General features: G+C 62.9%; 19 protein-coding genes. 14 read left to right on the top strand and 5 right to left on the bottom strand.

What is annotated here, in order from left to right; all coding sequences use genetic code 11:
- Positions 1-36: 36 nt before the first annotated feature.
- Positions 37-606, bottom strand: a complete 570-nt coding sequence (locus U5A57_RS07790) for a TetR/AcrR family transcriptional regulator (protein ID WP_321909613.1) — start codon at positions 604-606, stop codon at positions 37-39.
- Positions 607-728: 122 nt separating this feature from the next.
- The gene (locus U5A57_RS07785) at positions 729-1,682 is read right to left on the bottom strand and encodes a LysR family transcriptional regulator (RefSeq protein WP_321909610.1); all 954 of its coding nucleotides are present in this window, start codon (positions 1,680-1,682) and stop codon (positions 729-731) included.
- A gap of 163 nt (positions 1,683-1,845) precedes the next feature.
- Here U5A57_RS07785 and U5A57_RS07780 point away from each other — a divergent pair, with 163 nt between their 5' ends.
- The 5 genes from U5A57_RS07780 to U5A57_RS07760 all read left to right on the top strand — a co-directional run bounded on the left by U5A57_RS07780 (position 1,846) and on the right by U5A57_RS07760 (position 7,308).
- Positions 1,846-2,211, top strand: coding sequence for a nuclear transport factor 2 family protein (locus U5A57_RS07780; RefSeq protein WP_321909608.1), 366 nt, complete (start codon positions 1,846-1,848; stop codon positions 2,209-2,211).
- Positions 2,212-2,271: 60 nt separating this feature from the next.
- Complete coding sequence (locus tag U5A57_RS07775; RefSeq protein ID WP_321909607.1) at positions 2,272-3,216, top strand: LysR family transcriptional regulator; 945 nt, start codon at positions 2,272-2,274, stop codon at positions 3,214-3,216.
- A 74-nt stretch (positions 3,217-3,290) separates the two neighbouring features.
- Positions 3,291-4,700: an FAD-dependent tricarballylate dehydrogenase TcuA gene (gene tcuA, locus U5A57_RS07770; protein ID WP_321909604.1), complete on the top strand. Its 1,410-nt coding sequence runs from the start codon at positions 3,291-3,293 to the stop codon at positions 4,698-4,700.
- Entirely contained in the window at positions 4,687-5,907 is a 1,221-nt protein-coding gene (gene tcuB, locus U5A57_RS07765; RefSeq protein WP_321909602.1) for a tricarballylate utilization 4Fe-4S protein TcuB, read from the top strand. Before tcuA ends, tcuB begins: the two co-directional genes overlap by 14 nt.
- A 66-nt stretch (positions 5,908-5,973) precedes the next feature.
- Positions 5,974-7,308: an MFS transporter gene (locus tag U5A57_RS07760; RefSeq protein WP_321909600.1), complete on the top strand. Its 1,335-nt coding sequence runs from the start codon at positions 5,974-5,976 to the stop codon at positions 7,306-7,308.
- Between the two features lie 6 nt (positions 7,309-7,314).
- Here the strand turns inward: U5A57_RS07760 and catA are convergent, their stop codons facing one another.
- Positions 7,315-8,250 (bottom strand): catechol 1,2-dioxygenase, encoded by a 936-nt coding sequence (gene catA / locus U5A57_RS07755; RefSeq protein ID WP_321909598.1) that lies wholly within the window; start codon positions 8,248-8,250, stop codon positions 7,315-7,317.
- A gap of 314 nt (positions 8,251-8,564) precedes the next feature.
- Here catA and antA point away from each other — a divergent pair, with 314 nt between their 5' ends.
- The 4 genes from antA to U5A57_RS07735 all read left to right on the top strand — a co-directional run bounded on the left by antA (position 8,565) and on the right by U5A57_RS07735 (position 12,606).
- Positions 8,565-9,953 carry an anthranilate 1,2-dioxygenase large subunit gene (antA, locus tag U5A57_RS07750; RefSeq protein WP_321909596.1) on the top strand — a complete coding sequence of 463 codons (1,389 nt, stop codon included), beginning with the start codon at positions 8,565-8,567 and terminating at the stop codon, positions 9,951-9,953.
- A gap of 3 nt (positions 9,954-9,956) precedes the next feature.
- Positions 9,957-10,454, top strand: a complete 498-nt coding sequence (gene antB, locus U5A57_RS07745; RefSeq protein ID WP_321909595.1) for an anthranilate 1,2-dioxygenase small subunit — start codon at positions 9,957-9,959, stop codon at positions 10,452-10,454.
- Between the two features lie 16 nt (positions 10,455-10,470).
- Positions 10,471-11,511 (top strand): anthranilate 1,2-dioxygenase electron transfer component AntC, encoded by a 1,041-nt coding sequence (gene antC / locus U5A57_RS07740; protein WP_321909593.1) that lies wholly within the window; start codon positions 10,471-10,473, stop codon positions 11,509-11,511.
- A 96-nt stretch (positions 11,512-11,607) separates the two neighbouring features.
- Positions 11,608-12,606, top strand: a complete 999-nt coding sequence (locus tag U5A57_RS07735) for an AraC family transcriptional regulator (RefSeq protein WP_321909591.1) — start codon at positions 11,608-11,610, stop codon at positions 12,604-12,606.
- 32 nt (positions 12,607-12,638) lie between these two features.
- On the opposite strand, the gene U5A57_RS07730 is transcribed toward U5A57_RS07735, so the two are convergent.
- Positions 12,639-13,571 (bottom strand): LysR family transcriptional regulator, encoded by a 933-nt coding sequence (locus tag U5A57_RS07730; RefSeq protein WP_321909589.1) that lies wholly within the window; start codon positions 13,569-13,571, stop codon positions 12,639-12,641.
- A 136-nt stretch (positions 13,572-13,707) separates the two neighbouring features.
- On the opposite strand from U5A57_RS07730, the gene U5A57_RS07725 reads away from it, so the two are divergent.
- The gene (locus tag U5A57_RS07725; protein ID WP_321909588.1) at positions 13,708-15,123 is read left to right on the top strand and encodes a carboxylesterase/lipase family protein; all 1,416 of its coding nucleotides are present in this window, start codon (positions 13,708-13,710) and stop codon (positions 15,121-15,123) included.
- 146 nt (positions 15,124-15,269) lie between these two features.
- Complete coding sequence (locus U5A57_RS07720) at positions 15,270-16,361, top strand: porin (RefSeq protein WP_321909586.1); 1,092 nt, start codon at positions 15,270-15,272, stop codon at positions 16,359-16,361.
- Positions 16,362-16,370: 9 nt separating this feature from the next.
- Here the strand turns inward: U5A57_RS07720 and U5A57_RS07715 are convergent, their stop codons facing one another.
- Positions 16,371-17,249: a LysR family transcriptional regulator gene (locus tag U5A57_RS07715; protein ID WP_321909585.1), complete on the bottom strand. Its 879-nt coding sequence runs from the start codon at positions 17,247-17,249 to the stop codon at positions 16,371-16,373.
- Positions 17,250-17,486: 237 nt separating this feature from the next.
- Here U5A57_RS07715 and U5A57_RS07710 point away from each other — a divergent pair, with 237 nt between their 5' ends.
- The 3 genes from U5A57_RS07710 (at position 17,487) to U5A57_RS07700 (ending at position 20,203) form a co-directional block, all read left to right on the top strand.
- Positions 17,487-18,386 (top strand): LysR family transcriptional regulator, encoded by a 900-nt coding sequence (locus U5A57_RS07710; protein WP_321909583.1) that lies wholly within the window; start codon positions 17,487-17,489, stop codon positions 18,384-18,386.
- Between the two features lie 100 nt (positions 18,387-18,486).
- The gene (locus U5A57_RS07705) at positions 18,487-19,161 is read left to right on the top strand and encodes a histidine phosphatase family protein (RefSeq protein WP_321909581.1); all 675 of its coding nucleotides are present in this window, start codon (positions 18,487-18,489) and stop codon (positions 19,159-19,161) included.
- 22 nt (positions 19,162-19,183) lie between these two features.
- A complete protein-coding gene (locus tag U5A57_RS07700) occupies positions 19,184-20,203 on the top strand; it encodes a phosphotransferase (RefSeq protein WP_321909580.1) in 1,020 nt (339 codons plus the stop codon).
- The last annotated feature ends 26 nt before the right edge of the window (positions 20,204-20,229 follow it).

Here is a 20,229-nt window from a genome sequence, read left to right as displayed (position 1 = left end):
TTGAGTGCGTACGCACTCAATTATTAAAGAAAATTTTTACGGCGTGATGGCTCGCCAGGCGGCATGGAAACCCAGCTGGCGGTGACGCTCGGCATCGTCGGGTTGGCGCTCGACAAATTCGATCGTCGTATCGGCAATGCGCTCGATGATGGAGTAGAGAAACGCGATCGGTGCGTCCAGCAGTACGCCGCGCTGCACCGCTTCTTCCATCATTTGCGAAACAGCCATGAACGGCTCCATGCCTTGTGTCCGCGTCTCATCCCACAACTGACCTGAAGCCGAAAGCCTCGCGATGGCGAGCCGCCCGGCCGTGTTCGCCACGCCCCAGCGCACATAGTGCTGGAAGACATGTTCCAGCCGAAGCTGGAAGCCCGCCTCGGAAGGATAGCCAGGCATGATGGTTTCAGCCAGTTCGTGCTTGAGGTGCAGATACAGTTCCTGGAACAGCACGTCCTTGTTCTCGAAATACGTGAACAGCGTTCCTTCGGCAACACCCGCGCGCCGGGCGATACTCGCCGTGCTGGCCAGCACACCCTGTTCGGCCACGGCTTGCGTTGCCGCAACCAGCAGGGCATTGCGCTTTTCAGGGCTCAAAGGACGTGCCATCGTATTTCGGTTCAATGTAGAGTGAGTACGCACTCAATTATAGACTCGGTTCGAGGCCAGTGCAATCACACGAAAATCGCGCCAGAGCGCATCGCCGCTCGCCGATAAAGCAGGTCACGCAATCACCGGCTGCGCGCTCCCGGCGGCTTCCAACCCATCAGCGTCTCGGCGCTCCATTGCGCCGCAGTGAGCCGCGCGATGAAGAAGTCGGCCAATGCGCTCACCTTGGCTGGCCGTGTGCGGGCGGTGGGCGTGACGAAATACAGGCCGCCTTCGGGCAAGCGCCAGTCGGTCAAAACCGGTTCGAGTTGTTTGTCCGCGAAATACTGCGTCGCCACGAACTCGGGAAGCTCGGCGACGGCGAGTCCGGCGAGGAGCGCCGGCAGCAACGCTTCCACGGTCGTGGCTCGCAGCGCGCCGCTTGGCGTGACCGTGCATGCCTCGCCATTTTCGTGCGTAAAACGCCAAACGTCCCGCCTGCTCCTGTTGGCATAGGTCAGGCATTGGTGCGCGCCGAGGTCATGCGGATGCTGCGGCCGGCCATTGCGCGACAAATACACGGGCGATGCCACGACAAACCGGCGCACGGGCGCGATGAGACGTGCCGCGAGCGAGGAATCTTCGAGGATGGCGATACGCAGGGCGGCGTCAAACCCCTCGCCAATCAGATCGGCTTGGGCATCCGTGAGATGAAGCTCCACAGATATGTCGGGATAGGCCCGGAAGAACTCGGGCAGAAGTGGCGCCACCCAGCGCGCGCCGAAGGAAAGCGGTGCCGCGAGCTTGACCAGGCCGCGCGGCCGGCTCGAGGTCTCGCGCGCGAAATCCTCAGCCTCTTCGGCGTCGGCGTAGATTTTCGACGCGCGCTCGGCGAGCGTATGCCCGTAGTCCGTGAGCGCGAGCCGCCTGGACGTGCGGTTGAACAGCCTGCCGCCTAGCCGCTCCTCGAGCCGGGTCACGGCGCGGGAGACCGTGGCGACGGATACGCCCATGGCCGCCGCGGCAGCCGCGAACGAACCTTCCTCGGCAACCTTCGCAAACATCGCGAATCCTTCGAAGTCCGGTAGCTTTGACATCGACAATTTTGCAACGATGGCTTTCTGTCATTTCTATTTCGAAAAATAGCATGCGGCCTTAAATTTGTCTCGTCACAACGCCGGTACGGAGATTGTCGTCGGCGGTGGGAAGGCCCGGATTTAATCAGTAGTGCGATTGACTGAATCGATAAGGAGAAATGCCATGAACGAACGGATCAACGAACTGCTCTATCGCAACCTGCAAGAGGTTTTCGGCGAAGGCGATGCAAAGCGTCGCCGCACGGCGATCGAGGAACTCTATACGGAGGACTGTGTGCTCTACGCGCCTCCCGGCGTATTCGCCGGCCACGATGCGCTCGACACCTTCGCCGGGGCCCTGCGCGCGACGCACCCGCATTTCGCCTACGTGCCGCTCGGTGAGCCACAGGCGCTGCACAACGCTGGCCGTCTGTCGTGGGGATCGGGGCCGCGGGGCGAGGCGCCCGAGTATACGGGCGTGGATGTGATCATCGTTCGCGACGAGAAAATCGCCGCGCTCTATGTCTTCCTCGATTCGATGCCGTCGTAGCGGGAAGCCGATTCCATTCTGCGACAATAGCCCGCAATTTCCGCTCTTGCCGATCATGAAATGGAACTCAGACAACTGCGCTATTTTCTCAGTGTCGTCGAACACGGGAGCATGGGCAAAGCCGCGCTGGAACTCGGTGTCGTGACATCGGCGCTGAGTCAGCAGATTAGCCGCCTGGAAGGCGAGCTTTCCACACGTTTGCTGCAGCGCACGTCCAGCGGCGTCGTTCCAACCGATGCCGGCCTCGCGTTCTGGCGTCAGGCGCAACTCGCGCTGCGGCATATCGACGATGCCGCGCTCGCCGCACGCGAAGCGCGGTTATCCGGGCACGTGAGCGTCGGCATGGCGCCGAGCACGGCGAGCGTGCTTGGCGTTGCCTTCATGCAGGCCATGCGCGAGCGCTATCCCCATGTGCGTCTGCGCATGGTCGAAAGCCTTTCCGGTTATCTCGCCACCATGTTGAGCGCGCGGCAAATCGATCTCGCCGTGCTGTTTCGCGAGGTCCCGGCGCAACGCTGGAGCGTGGCGTCGCTGCTCGAGGAGCGGCTATTCGTCATCGGCGCGAGCGATCTCGATGGCATGCCCAGCGGCGCTTCGGTACGTCTCGCGCAGATCGGCAGGCTGCCGCTGATTCTTCCGAGCGGCACGCACGGGCTGCGTTCGCTACTGAGCGCCGCGTTCAAGCGCGCCAAATACGAACCCAATGTCATTGCCGAAGTGGACGGCCTGGCGCTGCTGATGGATTACGTCCGCGCAGGATTCGGCGCGACCATTCAGCCCGGCGCAGCGCTCGCGCGCCCGGAGAACGTGACGTTGGCGAGCGTGCGCGTGGCCGATAGCTTTGCAACACGCCCCAACATGATCGCGAGTGTTTCCGACGACGAACTGTCGCCTGCCGGGCTGGCGGCGCGTGTCGTGCTCGCCGATGTGGCCCGCCAACTGGTGCGCGAAGGGCGCTGGCCCGGCGCGCGCCTGCGCCCTGACGGCGGTCTTCACAAAAACTGAAGACCCATTAACGGCCCGCTGATGGCGAGGCGAGCGCGCGGTCATTAGAGTGTGCCCGAAAGGAGGCACACAGGATGGTCGATGTACTTGTGATCGGAGGAGGCAATGCCGCACTATGCGCGGCGTTGATGGCGCGTGAGGCCGGCGCGTCGGTCCTGCTGCTCGAATCGGCGCCGCGCGAGTGGCGCGGCGGCAATTCACAGCACACGCGCAATCTGCGCTGCATGCACGACGCGCCGCAGGACGTGCTCGTCGACGCGTATCCCGAAGAGGAATTCTGGCAAGACCTGCTGAAGGTCACGGGCGGGATCACCAACGAGCATCTCGCACGTTTGACGATCCGGGCCTCATCCACGTGCCGTCCGTGGATGCAAAAGCACGGCGTGCGCTTCCAGCCGCCGCTTTCCGGCGCGCTGCACGTGGCGCGCACCAACGCGTTCTTCATGGGCGGGGGCAAGGCGCTCGTCAACGCGTACTACCGCAGTGCGCAAGCGCTTGGCGTGGAGGTTCGCTACGACACGCCGGTGGATTCATTGGAACTGGACGACGGCCGCTTCGTTGCAGCGAAGAGCGGCAGCCAGCGCTTCGAGGCGCGCGCCTGCGTGCTGGCGGCGGGCGGCTTCGAATCGAACCGCGAATGGCTGCGCGAAGCGTGGGGGCAAAACGAGCGCGGCGAATGGCCCGCCGACAACTTCCGCATTCGCGGCACGCGCTTCAACATGGGCGTGCTCATCCGGCACATGATCGACGCGGGCGCGGACATGATCGGCGACCCGTCGCAGTCGCATTGCGTCGCGATCGACGCGCGCGCGCCGCTCTATGACGGCGGCATCTGCACGCGCATCGACTGCGTGTCGCTCGGCGTGGTCGTGAATCGCGACGCCGAGCGTTTCTACGACGAAGGCGAAGACTTCTGGCCAAAACGCTACGCGATCTGGGGGCGGCTCGTCGCGCAGCAGCCGGGTCAGATTGGCTATTCGATCATCGATTCGAAAGCCATTGGCCGTTTCATGCCGCCTGTGTTTCCCGGCGAACGAGCCGACGCGCTGCCCGAACTCGCGCGCAAGTTGAACCTGCCCGAAGCGCGCTTCATGGAAACGCTCACACGTTACAACGAGGCGTGCCGTGTCGGCACCTTCGATCACACCGCGCTCGACGATTGCCACACCGACGGCATTGCGCCGCCCAAGACGCACTGGGCGCGCCCCATCGATACACCGCCGTACTACGGCTATGCGCTGCGGCCCGGCATCACGTTCACGTACCTCGGCCTGAAAACCAACGACCGCGCGCAGGTCCATTTCGGCGGCGAGGCGAGCGAGAACCTGTTCGTCGCGGGCGAGATGATGGCGGGCAACGTGCTCGGCAAGGGGTATACGGCGGGTGTCGGCATGTCGATCGGCACCGCATTTGGACGTATTGCCGGCACGCAGGCTGCGCGCGCCGCACTTCAGACGACGGAGACTCACCATGCAGCGCACTGACGCCCTCGCGGCCGAACACACGCGCACCGCGCCAGCCGATGCAAAGATGCCAGCTCGCGGGACGCAAGGTGGTGGCGCGCGGGTGATCCCCATCGTGCCGATGAGCGACAGCGAAAGCGAAGTGGCGCGGCAGATGCAGATCTGCAACGCCTGCCGCTATTGCGAAGGTTTTTGCGCCGTGTTTCCGGCCATGACGCGCCGCCTCGAATTCGGCAAGGCGGACGTGAACTACCTCGCGAACCTGTGTCACAACTGCGGCGCGTGCTATCACGCCTGCCAGTACGCGCCGCCGCACGAATTCGCCGTGAACGTGCCGAAGGCGATGGCGCAGGTCCGCCTGGAAACCTACACGGAATACGCGTTTCCGGCTGCATTTGGCGCGTTGTACAAGCGCAATGGCCTCACGCTTTCAGTCGCGCTCGCAGCGGGGCTCGCGCTCTTCTTGCTGCTCGGCACGGCGATGCATGGCGGATTCTCGGGCGACACCGCCGCAGTGAGCTTTTACGCGATCTTCCCGCACAACCTGCTTGCTGCGATGTTCGGCGCGGTGTTCCTGTTCGCCGTGCTGGCGCTCGGCGTGGGCGTGACGCGTTTCTGGCGTGACGTATCGGCAGGAACGGCGAACGCGAGCGCGCCTGCGCTCGCCGAAGCCGCGAGAAACGCGCTGACGCTCAAGTATCTCGACGGCGGCCACGGCGACGGCTGCAACGAATCGAACGACGCCTTCACGCTTGCGAGAAGGCGCTTCCACCATCTGACGTTTTACGGCTTCATGTTGTGCTTTGCCGCGACGGCGGTCGCGACGGCTTATCACTACGTGCTCGGGCTGGAAGCGCCGTATCCTTTCTTCAGCGTGCCGGTGCTGCTGGGCACGCTGGGCGGCATCGGCCTGATCGTTGGGCCGGCGGGGCTGCTGTGGCTGAACCTCAAACGGCATGCGCAGCAGGGCGATACGCGCCAGCGCCCGATGGACCGCGGGTTCATCGCGCTCCTGCTGCTCACGAGTGCGTCGGGCCTCGCGCTCATGGTTTTGCGGGCGACTTCCGCCATGCCGTCGCTCCTCGCGATTCACCTGGGCATCGTGATGGCGCTGTTCGCGACGCTGCCTTACGGGAAGTTTGCACACGGCATCTTCCGCTCGGCGGCGTTGCTCAAATCGTCGATAGAAAAGCGGCAGCGCAATACGCTAAGTCTCGGTTCAGACTAGAAGCGGGCAAAAACGGGGGAGCGTCATGCTCCCCCGCACGACATCAACAACCACAGGAGACGTCCCATGAACCCCACAGAGCCGAGCGCCATTTCGGGCGTACACGGCGCCTCGCAGGCCTCGCGTGCCTCGCGGGCAGCGGCCGTGCTGCGCGTCACGAGCGGCAACTTCCTCGAACAGTTCGACTTCTTTCTGTTTGGCTTCTACGCCACGTCGATCTCGAAGATCTTCTTCCCTTCGTCGAGTGAATATGCCTCGTTGATGCTGACCTTCGCGGTTTTCGGCGCGGGCTTCCTCATGCGACCGCTCGGCGCGATTTTGCTCGGCGCCTATATCGACAAGGTGGGGCGGCGCATGGGCCTGATCGTCACGCTGTCCATCATGGCGAGCGGCACGATCCTGATCGCCTGCGTGCCGGGCTACGCGAGCATCGGCCTGCTTGCACCCGCGCTCGTGCTGCTCGGCCGGCTGTTGCAGGGCTTTTCGGCGGGCGCGGAACTCGGCGGCGTTTCGGTGTATCTCGCGGAAATGGCGACGCCCGGAAACAAGGGCTTTTACACGAGCTGGCAATCGGCGAGCCAGCAGGTCGCGATCGTCATGGCCGCTGCGCTCGGCTACGCGTTGAATCAGTGGCTTTCCGCGCAGCAGATCGGAGCGTGGGGCTGGCGCATTCCGTTTTTCATCGGCTGTGCGATCGTGCCGTTTCTCTTCATTCTGCGCCGTTCGCTGCAGGAGACCGCTGCGTTCGCAGCGCGTCCGCATCACCCGGGCGCGCGCGAAATCTTCGCGATGCTGCTGGTCAACTGGCGCACGGTGATCGCCGGCATGCTGCTCACGGCGATGACGACCACGACGTTCTATCTCATCACCGTCTATACGCCGACCTTCGGCAAAGCCGTACTCAAGCTCTCCACGGCCGACACGCTGATTGTGACGCTCTTCGTGGGCATATCGAACTTCGCGTGGCTTCCCATTGGCGGCGCGCTTTCCGATCGCATAGGCCGCAAGCCGATCCTGCTCACCATCTCCACGCTGGCGATACTCACGGCGTATCCGGCGCTTTCGTGGCTTGCCGTTGCGCCGAGTTTTGGCCGCATGCTGATCGTGCTGCTGTGGTTCTCGTTTTTCTTCGGCATGTACAACGGCGCGATGGTCGCCGCGCTCACCGAAGTCATGCCGGCCCAGGTGCGCGTTGCTGGCTTCTCGCTGGCGTTCAGTCTGGCGACGGCGCTGTTCGGCGGCTTCACGCCGGCGGTGTCGACGTACCTGATCGAGATCACGCGCGACAAAGCTGCGCCGGGCTACTGGCTCAGCTTTGCCGCGCTGTGCGGGTTCGCGGCGACGCTCTGGTTGTATCGGCGGCGTGCGGGCCGTGTCGAGTCGGCGCCTTCGCCGGTTTGACGACAGTTATGCCGCGGCGGCGGCGCGCAACCGGTTGACGATCTGGTTGTCCTTGCCCTGAACGAACGGCGTCAGCGTGAGGTTGAACTCGATGTCCTTGTACACGTCGGCCTTCAGCCCGAGCGCGGCGCCGCCGGTCTTTTCCGTCACCGGCGGAATCAACGCTTCACGCGTTGCGTAGGCGAAGTCGTCCCAGATCAGCGGATCGCCCTCGACGTTGAACTGCGTGGTCAGCTTGCGGTGAGCGTCGCTCGTGACGAAGAAGTGCACGTGCGCCGGACGCTCACCGTGACGGTCCAGCGCGTTCAGCAACTGCTGCGTGGCGCCTTGCGGCGGGCAGCCGTAGCCCACGGGCATGAGCGTGCGGAATGCGTATTTGCCGTCGGCGCCGGTCTTCACCGCGCCGCGCAGGTTGAAGTCGCTCTGCGCGCCGGTCGGGTCGAAGTGCGAATAGAAGCCCTTCGAGTTGGCATGCCAGCATTCGACCACGGCGCCTGCTACCGGCTTGCCGTCCGGGCCCGTGACCGTGCCGTGAATCACGAGCGGGCCCGCTTGCTCATCGGCGTCGAGGTCGATTCGCGAAACGCTGTCGCGCACTGGCGCGCCCGCAACGTACAAGGGGCCTTCGATCGTGCGCGGCGTGCCGCCGCGGATGCCCGCTTGCTCGTCGGCGGCGTCCATGCGGATGTCCAGATACTTTTCCAGTCCGATGCCAGCCGCGAGCAGCGCCGCTTCGCCGTCCTGGCCGAGCTTGTTCAGATAGTTGATGCCGGTCCAGACCTCATCGGGGGTGATGTCGAGATCGTCGATCGCCTTGAACAGATCGCTCAGCAGGCGGTGGGCAATCTGCTTGAAACGCGTACTGCCGCCGTTGCCATCCACGTTCGCGGCGGCCTTCAACAGGTCTTGCACTTCGCTGGTTTCGAATACTTTCACGCTCATGATGACTGTCTCCAACTGGTTTTAGGGGGGCGTTGAGCGCATTAGATATCCGGGCCCGCGCAGGCGCTATCCACCTGGTCGACACTCACTATCCGCTTTTTTCGGCGCGGGCGCGAAACCGCTTTGAAGCGGCCTGTGCATGGCCGGCCGCCGGGCGTCGCAAAGCCACGTCCGGCCACGAGGAAAACGCGCGGCAAAAAAAGCGGATAGCGAACGCCGACCAGGCGGATAGCGCCGGCGCCGCCGTGGGTATTCAATCCAGCTCATCAAGGACCTGGTCGCAAGACCGCTAAATGGCAGGAGGAGAACCCATCGTGAGCACAGAGAAAATCGCGTCGCAATGGCAGGATTTCGTTGGCGGATGCCTCGATTTCCGTCCGGCAGAAGGCGTCTATCGCATTGCGCGGGAGATGTTCACGGAGCCGCAACTGTTCGACCTGGAGATGGAGTTCATCTTCGAGAAGAACTGGATCTACGCGTGCCACGAGAGCGAGATCCCCAAGCCCCATGACTTCATGACGATGCGCGCCGGTCGCCAGCCGATGATCATTTCGCGCGACGGCAATGGCCAGCTCAACGCGATGATCAACGCGTGCCAGCATCGCGGCGCGACGCTCACGCGCATGGGCAAGGGCAATCAGTCGACCTTCACGTGCCCGTTCCATGCGTGGTGCTACAAGAGCGATGGACGCCTCGTCAAGGTCAAGGCGCCCGGCGAGTACTGCGAAGACTTCGACAAGTCCACGCGCGGCCTCAAGAAGGCGCGTATCGCGAGTTACAAGGGCTTCGTGTTCATCAGCCTCGACGTCGATGGGACCGATACGATCGAAGAATACCTGGGCGACTCGCGCATCTTCCTCGACATGATGGTCGCGCAATCGCCCACGGGCGAACTCGAGGTGCTGCCGGGCAAGTCGGCCTATACGTTCGAAGGTAACTGGAAACTGCAGAACGAGAATGGCCTCGACGGCTATCACGTGAGCACGGTCCACTACAACTACGTCGCCACGGTGCAGCGCCGTCAAGAGGCGAACGCGCAGAACGGCGGCGCGGCGAATGGCACGCTCGACTACAGCAAGCTAGGCGCGGGCGATGCCGAGACCGACGACGGCTGGTTCGCGTTCAAGAACGGCCATAGCGTGTTGTTCAGCGACATGCCGAACCCGAGCGTGCGCCCCGGCTATGCGAGCGTCATGCCGCGCCTCGTCGAAACATACGGCCAGGAGAAGGCCGAATGGATGATGCATCGGCTGCGCAACCTGAACGTCTATCCGAGCCTCTTTTTCATGGATCAGATCAGCTCGCAGTTGCGTATCGTGCGCCCGGTCGCCTGGAATAAAACGGAGGTCATCAGCCAGTGTATCGGCGTGAAGGGCGAATCGGATCAGGACCGCGAAAGCCGCATTCGCCAGTTCGAAGACTTCTTCAATGTTTCAGGCATGGGCACGCCGGACGATCTCGTGGAATTCCGCGAGCAGCAACGCGGCTTCCAGGCGCGCCTCGAGCGCTGGAGCGATATCTCGCGCGGTCATCACAAGTGGGTGGCGGGCGAGACGGCGAGTGCGCGCCTGCTCGGCATCGAGCCTGTGCTGTGCGGCACGGAGCTGACCCACGAGGGCCTTTACGTCAACCAGCACGGCGCGTGGCAGACGTATCTCCTGAAGGGCCTCGCACAGCAATCGAACAACACGAAGGAGGCTTGAGCCATGGCCATTACGCACGCGCAGCAACACGCGGTCGAGCAGTTTTTGTATCGCAAGGCCGAGCTTTGCGACGCGCAGAGCTGGGACGAGTACCTCGACCTGTTCGACGAACACAGCGAATTTCATGTGCCCCAATGGGACTCCGAGCACGTGTACACGACCGACCCGAAGCGCGGCATGTCGCTCATCTACTACTCGAACCGCACGGGTCTCGAAGATCGCGTGTTCCGCCTGCGCACGGGCAAGTCGGCAGCGTCGACGCCGCTGCCGCGCACGCTGCACCAGATCACCAATGTGCGTATCGCGGAGTGCGAAAACGGCGAGCTGGAAGTGAAGGCCAACTGGGCCACGTTTTACGCGCGCCATGGCGTTGCCGAACACTTCTTCGGACGCGTCACGTATCAGTTGCGCCCGGAAGGCGACACCTGGAAGATCGCGCGCAAGCATGTCCTGCTGCTCAACGACACAATCAACGCTGTGCTCGACTTCTACCATCTGTAAGCGGGAGTGCCACGAAATGAGCCACAAGGTCGCCTTTAGTTTTGCCGACGGCAAGACCATGTTCTTCGATGTCCGCTCGGGCGAACTCCTGCTCGACGCCGCGCTGCGCAATGGCGTGAGCATTCCGCTCGATTGCCGTGAGGGCGTGTGCGGAACCTGCCAGGGGCGCTGCGAATCGGGCAGCTATACGCTCGACTATGTCGACGAAGAAACCCTGTCCGCCGACGATCTCGCCGCGCGCAAGATCCTGTCCTGCCAGACGCGTGTGCAATCGGACGCGTCGTTTTACTTCGACTTCGATTCGAGCCTGTGCAGCGCGGGCGGCACCACGTCGATCACGGGCCGGGTCACCGCCGTTAAGCAGGTGTCCGAAACGACGGCGATCCTGCATCTGGACGCAAGTGCTCACTCAGGTCGGCTCGACTTCCTGCCCGGGCAGTATGCGCGCCTGAAAGTGCCGGGCGCGGACGTGTGGCGCTCGTATTCGTTCGCGAACCGGCCCGACGACGACAACCAGCTTCAGTTCCTGATTCGCCTGTTGCCCGATGGCGCAATGAGCAACTACATGCGCGAGCGCTGCGAGCCGGGGCAGAGCGTCGAATTCGAGGCGCCGCTCGGCACGTTCTATCTGCGGCAGGTCGAACGGCCGCTCGTGATGGTGGCAGGCGGCACGGGGCTCTCGGCCTTTTTGGGCATGCTCGACGATCTCGCGCACAAGGGCGGCTGTGGCCAGAAGGTTCACCTCTACTATGGCGTGACGAACGCGCGTGACCTGTGCGAACTCGATCGTTTGAAGGCGTACGAGGAGCGCATTGCAAACTTCGCGTGCGATATCGTGGTGATGAATCCGTCTGAAGTATGGCAAGGCAAGACTGGGCTCATTCCCGAACACTTTGATCGCGAGATGCTCGAAGCGAACCCGTTCGACATGTATGTGTGCGGCCCGCCGCCGATGGTCGAGGCAATCAAGACATGGCTCGCGAACGCAAGCCTCGACGACCACCGTCTTTACTACGAAAAATTTGGGGACAGCAACAGCGCGCAAACCGCTGTGTAACGCTGCGGGGTTGTACGCACTCGGGGTGTTTCGTTATTTTGTCCGCGCGTGGCGTGGTTTACCATTGAGCATTCCCCCATTGCTCAGTGATACACCATGCCAACCCCCGCCGCCCACGACAGCCGAGGTATTGACGCACTGCGTCACGACCTCGAAGGCGCGCGCGACTGGATGGCGTCGATTTGCGGACCGCATGGGCTGCACGTTCGCAGCCCGAAGGCACTGCAATTCCATCATAGCGGCACGGTAATGCGCTCCATGGCGAGCACGTTGGGCTACGTCGAGTACGGCACCGACGTCACCGTCTCCGTGCACAACGATGCGCCGCTCAACTGCTATAGCGTGAGTTTGCCGCTCACGGGGCAACAGGAACTTGCCGCGCACGGCCGCCTGTGGTTATCGGACCAGGACAGCGGCCTCGTGCTGTCGCCGCATGAGACGCAGGACCTTGCGATCACGGGCAATTGCCGCAAGATCATCGTGTCGATCCCGAGCCCGGCCTTGCGTCAGGTGCTGGAAGGGCTATTGCAGCGGCCGCTCGAGGCCGCGTTGACGTTCGAGCCGCAGATGAATGCCGCCGACGGCGATCAGGCATCGTGGTGGCGCATGGTCAAGTTCCTGCTGGCCGAAATGGGGAGCGCCGGCCCGTTGCTCAATCATCAGCAGATGGTGGGCGATCTCGAACAGGCGCTGATCAAGGGGCTGTTGCTCTCGCAGCCGCACAACTACTCGCAGGCGCTTGCCGATGCAATGCGCCCAGCGTGTCCGCATTATTTGTTGCGCGCGAAACAGTTTATCCACGACAACGCTCGTGAAAACATTGCACTCGAAGACATCGAGCGCGCAGCGGGCGTCTCGCGCTACAAGCTGTTCGAAGGCTTCGGGCAGCACTTCGGGCACGCGCCTATGGCCTATCTGAAGAAGTACAGGCTCGAAGCCGTGCGGCGCGAAATTCTTTCCGACTGCTCCGAGCGCAATGTTTCTTCCATCGCGATGAACTGGGGCTTTTCGCATCTCGGCCGCTTTTCCAACGATTACAAGCAGCTCTTTGGCGAAACGCCGTCGCAAACCCTCAAGCGCGCAGTGAGGCGCTAGGTTGTCCGCTGTTCAGTCGCACGCAGTCAAACTCACTCCTCCATTTGGGCGTGGCCTAATCGCCCTTTAAGCTCCCTTAGAAAAGTTGCCGATGCGTGCGTGAGCGGTTTATCGCTACGCGTGATGGCGACGAGAGGCCCGATATGCAGCGGCAATTCACATTGCACGAGTTGCAGGCGATATTGGGCGCATAGCTCGTCGGCGATGCATTCCGACGAGAGGACGAGGGCATCGCTCTGGCTGGCCAGACGAAAGGCCAGCGGCGACACCTGCGACGACAACACATTCGACGGCATGGCCAGCCCCATGTCCCGAATCGCGAACTCGAGCTGTTGCCTGATGATATTCGGCTGGGGCGGGAGTATCCACGGATAGTCCAGAAGCTCGTGAAGCGCCACCGGCTTCAAAGTCGAAGCGTGTCCTCGCTGGGCGAGAAAGACGGGCATGTCACGCTTCAACATTTCGAGTTTATAGAGTTCGCTGCCGAATCCACTGGCCATCCGTCCGATCACAATATCCACAAGGTCCTGGTCGAGATTCTCCAGCAACATTTCCATCGAACCTTCGCGCAGCGCTAGTCGCACGCGTGGCCACTTGATCCGAAAGTCGCTCACGCAATCCGATAGCGTCCCCCACCAGGTAAGCGGCGAAAAGATGCCTATCGACAGGTTGCCGATATCCCCATTCAACAATGCCTCGAGTTCGGCCTCCGCTCGCTGAACGTCGCTCGCGATCAGATGGCCGTGACGCACGAGGGTTTCGCCGTAAAGGGTCGGGCGCATTCCGCTCGGCGTGCGTTCAAAAAGCTGCGCACCGACTATCCCCTCGATCTCGGCCAACGCCTTGGAAAGCGCGGACTGACTGACGTTCTGCGCTTCAGCCGCTTTTTGCAGGCTGCCTAGCCGCGCGATTTCCACTACGACGGTGATGTGACGGAGCTTCAGGCGTTGTTGCAGTGAGTTCATGATCCGGGCCGGGTTGAACTTTTGTCATGGGGGGGCGGCGAAGAATTCCATTTTCTTTCCGCTGTCGATCCGTAAGCTCGTGGCTGTCGGATGCGATAAACCTATGTGCGCGAGTGCACAAGACAAAGGAGGCTACATGAAGGGCACCGTACTTGCCCAATGCGAGCAGGGCGTACTCGAAGGCGTGACCAACGATGGTGTACACACGTTCTTCGATATTCCCTACGCGGCGAATGGTGGGCGCTTTCGGCCCGCCACGGAGCCGGCGCGCTGGAACGGTCAGCGAAATTCTACCCGACCTGGCCCGGTCTTTCCTCAATTGCCAAGCCGCCTGGATTTCGTCATGGGACCGACGGCTCGAGGCGTTGAGCAGTCCGAAGATGCTTTCAGGCTGAATGTTTTTACGCCCAACCTCACTGGCAAATTACCGGTCGTGTTCTGGATCCACGGCGGCGGGTTCATGACCGGCGGGGCGCTGCCATGCTACTCGGGCGAATCGCTCGCCGGTCTTGGCCGCGCGGTGGTCGTGACGATGAACTATCGGCTCGGCGTGCTGGGCAACCTCTATATGGAGGGCATCTCGGCGGGCAATCTCGCCGTTTCGGATCTCGAACTGGCGCTTCAGTGGGTCAGGAAGAACATCGCCAGTTTCGGTGGCGACCCGGATTCCATCGTCGTAGCGGGCCAGTCGGCGGGCGCCTGGTTCGCGCAGCTGCTGGCATCGATGCCGTCGACCCATGGGCTGGTGAAGGCGATTGCCATGCTCAGCTATCCGGGCCTTCAGCCGATGGCGCCGTCTAAAGCACAGACGATTGCGGAGCAGTTGTGCGATACCGCTGGTATCGCTACTAGCGGCGAGGAACTGCTCACGATGCCTGTCGAGGACATCCTGCAAGCACAAACCCGGCTGACTGGCGCCGTGGCGAAGTTTGCCGAGGTTCCCATCGCGTTCATGTCGGTAGCGAGTGGCAACGTGCCAGCGGATCCAGGCGCAGATGCTCAGGAGCGCTTCGGAGGCAAGCCGGTCTTCGTAGGCTGGACACGCGATGAGTCCGGCAGTTTTTTTGCGAGCAGCCCAGCGCTCCTTGGAGCGACGCAGGAACAGGCCCTGCAGAAGTTCAAGGACGAATTCGGCGACGCTGCGGAAGCTCGATACGAGCGCGTGGCCGAAGGCCGGTTTGAGCGGAAGCCTTATGCCGCGTTGGTCGAGTTGAGCTCGGAAAAGCTGATCGTGGGCCCAACGCGGCGTTTCGCAAAGCGCATGGCCGAAGCGGGAAGCGGCGTATTCGCCTATCGGTTCGATTTTCCCTCTCCACAGCCGGATGTGGGTGCTTGCCATTGCCTTGAATTGCCGTTCTTCTTTGGCAATTTTGAGAACTGGATTGTGGCACCCATGCTCGAAGGCATCGACGAGCCGCACAGCCGCGCGTTGTCGGCCCGAATTCAGAGTCACTTTCTGAGTTTTGTGGAGTCCGGTAATCCGAATGGCGCGGGCTTGCCTGCGTGGAAAGCGTTCAACGGCGATGACGGCGATTTGATGTATTTCGACTGACGTGCTGGCGCCGATTGCGAGCCGAAGCTAGCGCAATCGTCTCGCAATCGTCATGAGTCGTAGATCATTGAGAAGGTATTCGAGCAATTACTAAGTAATCCAAATAAATACGGCGAAACATTGCCGAACCTGGAGACAAGAACGTCATGAAGATGAAGTGGAGTGCCGCGTTGCTGGTCGCGGTGACAGGGCTCGCGCACGCCCAGAGCAGCGTCACGCTTTATGGAATTATCGATACGGGCCTCTCGTACTATAACCATGCGACGGCCAGCGGCGGGACGTTCGTCGGCATGGCTTCGCTGACCGGGCGGCTGCCTTCGCGCTGGGGCCTAAAGGGCACTGAGGACCTGGGCGGCGGATTCAAGACCTTCTTCGTGCTGGAGAACGGCTTTCAGCCCACCAACGGCACGTTGAATTACGGCGGCCGGCTCTTCGGCATTCAGTCGAACGTGGGTATCAGCAGCGACTACGGCTCGATCACGCTCGGCAGGCAGATGGGCATGACGATGTACGCGCTGTTCAACGCGGATGTGATTGGCCCGTCGATTCATTCGCTGAGCGTCTTCGATTCCTATCTGCCGAACGCCCGCAGCGATAACGCGATTGGCTATATGGGCAAATTCCACGGCGTCACGATTGGCGGCACTTACAGCTTCGGCCGCGACGCCGCGGGCCCAGCCGGACCCAGTGCAACCAACTGCCCCGGGCAGGTTCCAGGCAATATGCTGGCGTGCCGTCAATATACGGCGCTCCTCGCATACGATTCGGCGAGCTTTGGCGTGGCGGCCTCGTATGACGTATTGCGCGGCGGCGCGGGCGCCACGGCGCCGCTGAACAACAGCCGCTACACGGATACGCACAACATCGTCGATGGTTACGTGATATTGGGCTCGGCGAAGATCGGTTTCGGGTGGATCAGGAACAACCTCGCGGCCGCCACCCATTTGCAGACCGATATCTTCTTTGCGGGGGCCACGTACTATGTCACGCCCGCGTTTTTCTTCGACACGCAGGGCGTGCGCTATCTTCAGCGCGGCTCTCAGGGCGCGAAGGACGTCAACTCGACGCTACTCATCGGGCGCGTGAATTACCTGTTCTCGAAGCGCACCATGGTGTACACGTCGGTGGGCTACATGTTCAACAGTGCACAGGCCGCGAACTCGGTCGCGGCTGGCGGCACGGTCGCGACCGGCATGAACCAGCTTGGCGTGATGGTCGGCTTGCAGCAGAAGTTCTGACCCCTGCTTTCAGAAGCGCGTGTTCGCATTGCGCAGCGCGGCGCCAAAAATGCGAATGGCTTCTTTCAAGGACGCGTCGCGTACGCGCGTGTAGACCGCGATTTCGATCGGCGCGAGCGGCGGCAATCCGAAGCGGCTTCCCACGTCTACCGCGCGCGGCGGCCGTCCTCGCCTCGTCAACGGCGCCACGGCGAGTCCTGCCATGACGGCCGCGCCAACCGTGCCGATACCGCCGCCGACAAACACCTCTGTCCATGGGATGCCGGCTTCGTCCAGCGCTTTGAGCGCGTTGGCGCGCACTCCGCAAGGCGCGGATAGCGAAGCCACGCGCAGCGGCTCATCCGGGTTGGGCGACCACTGCGGCGCCGCGAACCATGCGCAGTGCTCGACGAAGAGGCGCTCCGCATCGCGCCGCGCCGGGTCGCGCCGCGCGTAGGCAGCGTCGAGTTCGCCGGCGTCGTACGCTTCGAGCATCTCGCTCGAAGCGCCGATGCGCACTTCCACACGCAAGGTCGGGTCGTGGCTCGATACGCGCGCAAGCAGGGGAATCAACTCTTCCGCAGCGGTGTGATCGATGATGCCAAGGCGCAGGCTGCGCTGCTCGCGAACGTCGCTGGCCAATGCGCGGTCATGTGCGCTCAGCAACTCGCGCGCGGCAGAGAGAAACGCCACGCCTTCGGGCAGCAGTTGAATGTGCCGGGGCGTTCGTTCCAGCAAGCGCTTGCCGAGCCGTTCCTCGAGCCGCTTGATTTTCAGGCTGATGGCCGACTGCGTGGTGTCCTGCACCTCGGCCGCCCGCGTGAAGCTGCTGAGGTCGGCAACCAGCACGAAGGCCTGCACGGCGTCGAGATCGAGCAGGCGGCCGGTGTGTTGATATCCCGTGCTCATGGCGAAGGGCCCTCAAGCATCATTGGAGGAAATCATACGCCGGGGTTGCGCGTGGCGGCTTGCCGACTGAACAGGAACGACTCGCAGGGGGACGACGAACTTGCCAGGCGGCTCAGCCACGTCCAACTCGGGCAGCCGCGAGGGGCTTGCCGCTCGCGGTCACGACGCCATGCGACGCAGGGTTCCCGATCACGCCCTCGATTGACGGCATTGCGACCGGGCGGTTAGGCTCGGGCTATGCGCCCATCCAAAGTCGATTTAAATCTCTTCGTCGTTTTCGAAGCCGTCTATCGAACGCGCAACCTCACGCGCGCAGCGGAACTGCTGTTCATCACGCAGCCCGCCGTGAGCAACGCGCTCGCGCGCATGCGCAAGGCATTCGACGATCCGCTCTTTGTCAGCACGCCGGCCGGCATGATGCCCACGCCGGTTTCCGAGAACATCATTGGCCGCGTGCGTGAGGCGCTTCAGCTGCTCGATTCGAGCACCCATGCCGGTGAGCGTTTCGATCCGGCTTCGTCGCAGCGGACCTTCCGGCTCAGCATGAACGACCTGACCGAGGCGTTGCTGCTGCCCGCGCTGGAAGACGTGCTGCAGCGCCTCGCGCCCGGCATCCGTATCGAAAGCTACTTCACGACCCGCCGCGACGTGCCCGAAGCGCTCGCGAGCGGCGCAGTCCATCTGGCGATCGACGCGCCCCTCATCGACGACCCGTACCTCGAACAGGAGCCGCTCGGCAGCGACCGTTACGCGTGCATGGTGCGCAACGAGCATCCGTTCGCGAAGAAGAAGCTGACGATCGACGACTACCTGCGCTTTGGCCATATTCACGTGTCGAGCCGCCGGCAGGGGCCCGGTCTCGTCGACACGGAACTCAACAAGCTGGGCGTGAGGCGCACGATCCAGACCCGCGTCCAGCACTACCTCGTCGCGCCCCTGATCGCGATGCGCACCGACCTCGTGCTGACCGCGCCGCTCATGTTGCTCAAGCGCTATGACGCGCGCATCCTGGCGCTGCCGTTCGATCTTCCCGATCTCGAGACGCATGGCTACTGGCACCGCAGCGTGACGGCGGACCCCGCGCATCGCTGGCTGCGCGAGCAGATCGGCCGTCTCATGCGCAAGCAGCGGCAGTAGCCGGGGTGTCACGAATCGTTATGCCGCAGTATCACAAGAATAAATTTCCTGAATACTTCGCGCCCCGGTATGGTTGCAGTCATGTTCAAGCGAGGTTGGCATGGCGGAACTCTATCTGGTACGGCATGGGCAGGCGTCTTTCGGCGCTGAAAACTATGACGAGCTTTCAACGGCCGGCGGCACCCAGTCGCGCTGGCTGGGCGAATACTACGCGCAGGCAGGCCTGACGTTCGATCGCGTCGTGATCGGCACGATGCGGCGGCACGCGCAAACGGCCGACGCGTTGCTCACGGCGATGCGCGGCGCGCCCGTGGAGATCGTGCAGGACGCGGATCTGAACGAGTACGATTTTGGCGCCCTCTTTGCCGCGCTCGGCGAGAGCGGCCTCGCGCCCGGCCTGCAGGCCGAAGGCTCGAAGAAGGACTTCTACAAAGGGCTCAAGCAGGTCTTGCAGCTTTGGTCCGAGGATAAGCTGCCCGGGAGGGTTCCCGAAACCTGGGGGCAGTTCCAGGCACGCGTCGAGCGCGCGCGTCTTGCCATTCAGCGCGCAGGCGGCAAGCGCGTGCTGGTGGTGAGTTCGGGCGGCCCGATCGCCGTCTTCACGCAGCAGATTCTGCAGGCGAGCGCCGCGGCCGCCATCGCGCTCAACATGCAGATCCGCAACAGCAGCGTGAGCCAGTACGTCTTCAACGACAGCGCCGTGTCGCTGGTCACCTTCAACACCTTGCCGCACCTCGACCAGGCTGAGCGGCGCGAACTCGTCACCTATGGTTGACTCGAATCCGGATGCCCGCTCCATGATGAATGCAAGTCTTCAGTTCGATGTCGACGCGCTCACGCGCTATCTGGCCGCGCACGTGCCCGGCTTTCGGGGGCCCATGACCGTCGAGAAGTTCGCTGGCGGACAGTCGAACCCCACGTTTCTTCTCGAAGCGCAAAGCGGCCGCTATGTGCTGCGGCGTCAGCCGCCGGGTGAACTGCTCAAGTCGGCGCATGCGGTGGACCGCGAATTCCGCGTGCTGAGTGCGCTTGGCGATACGCCGGTTCCCGTCGCGCGGGCCTTGCACCTGTGCGAGGACCGCGACGTGATCGGCAGCCTGTTCTACGTGATGAGTTTCGAAGACGGCGAAATCTACTGGGACCCGTCGCTGCCCGCATTGGCCGCAGGAGAACGCGGCGCCGTCTACGACGCGCTGATCGGCACGATGGCGGCCCTGCACGACGTGGATGTCGAGGCAGTGGGACTCGCCGACTATGGCCGCGCGGGCAACTACTTCTCGCGCCAGGTCGACGTGTGGACCAAACAATATCGCGCGGCGCAGACCGATGAACTGGACGCCATGGAAGCGCTGATCGACTGGCTGCCCGCGCACTGTCCGCCCGAAGCGGGCAAGCCCGCGCTCGTGCACGGCGACTTTCGCATCGACAACCTGATTTTCCACCGCGGCACGCCAAAAGTTCGCGCCGTGCTCGACTGGGAACTCTCCACGCTCGGCAATCCGCTCGCCGACCTCGCGTACTTCTGCATGTGCCTGCGGCTTCCGCCGAAAGGGCATATCGGCGGTCTCGCGGGGCTGGACCGCGCAGCGCTTGGCGTGCCGGACGAGGCCGCGATCGTCGAGCGGTATTGCAGCTTGCGGCGCATTGCGTCGATCGAGAACTGGAATTTTTACCTCGCGTTCAGCTTCTTCCGGCTCGCCGCCATTGCGCAGGGCGTGAAAAAGCGTGCGCTGGGCGGCAACGCATCGAACGAGAAGGCGCGCCAGGTCGGTGAAATGGCCGGCTCGCTGGCGAGGATGGGCGTCGACGTCATCTGACGGCTGGCGTTTGACGCGTACGCGCG

The organism is Paraburkholderia sp. J11-2, assembly GCF_905220185.1.
Classification (GTDB): domain Bacteria; phylum Pseudomonadota; class Gammaproteobacteria; order Burkholderiales; family Burkholderiaceae; genus Paraburkholderia.
This window is presented reverse-complemented; position numbering and strand designations above follow the sequence as displayed.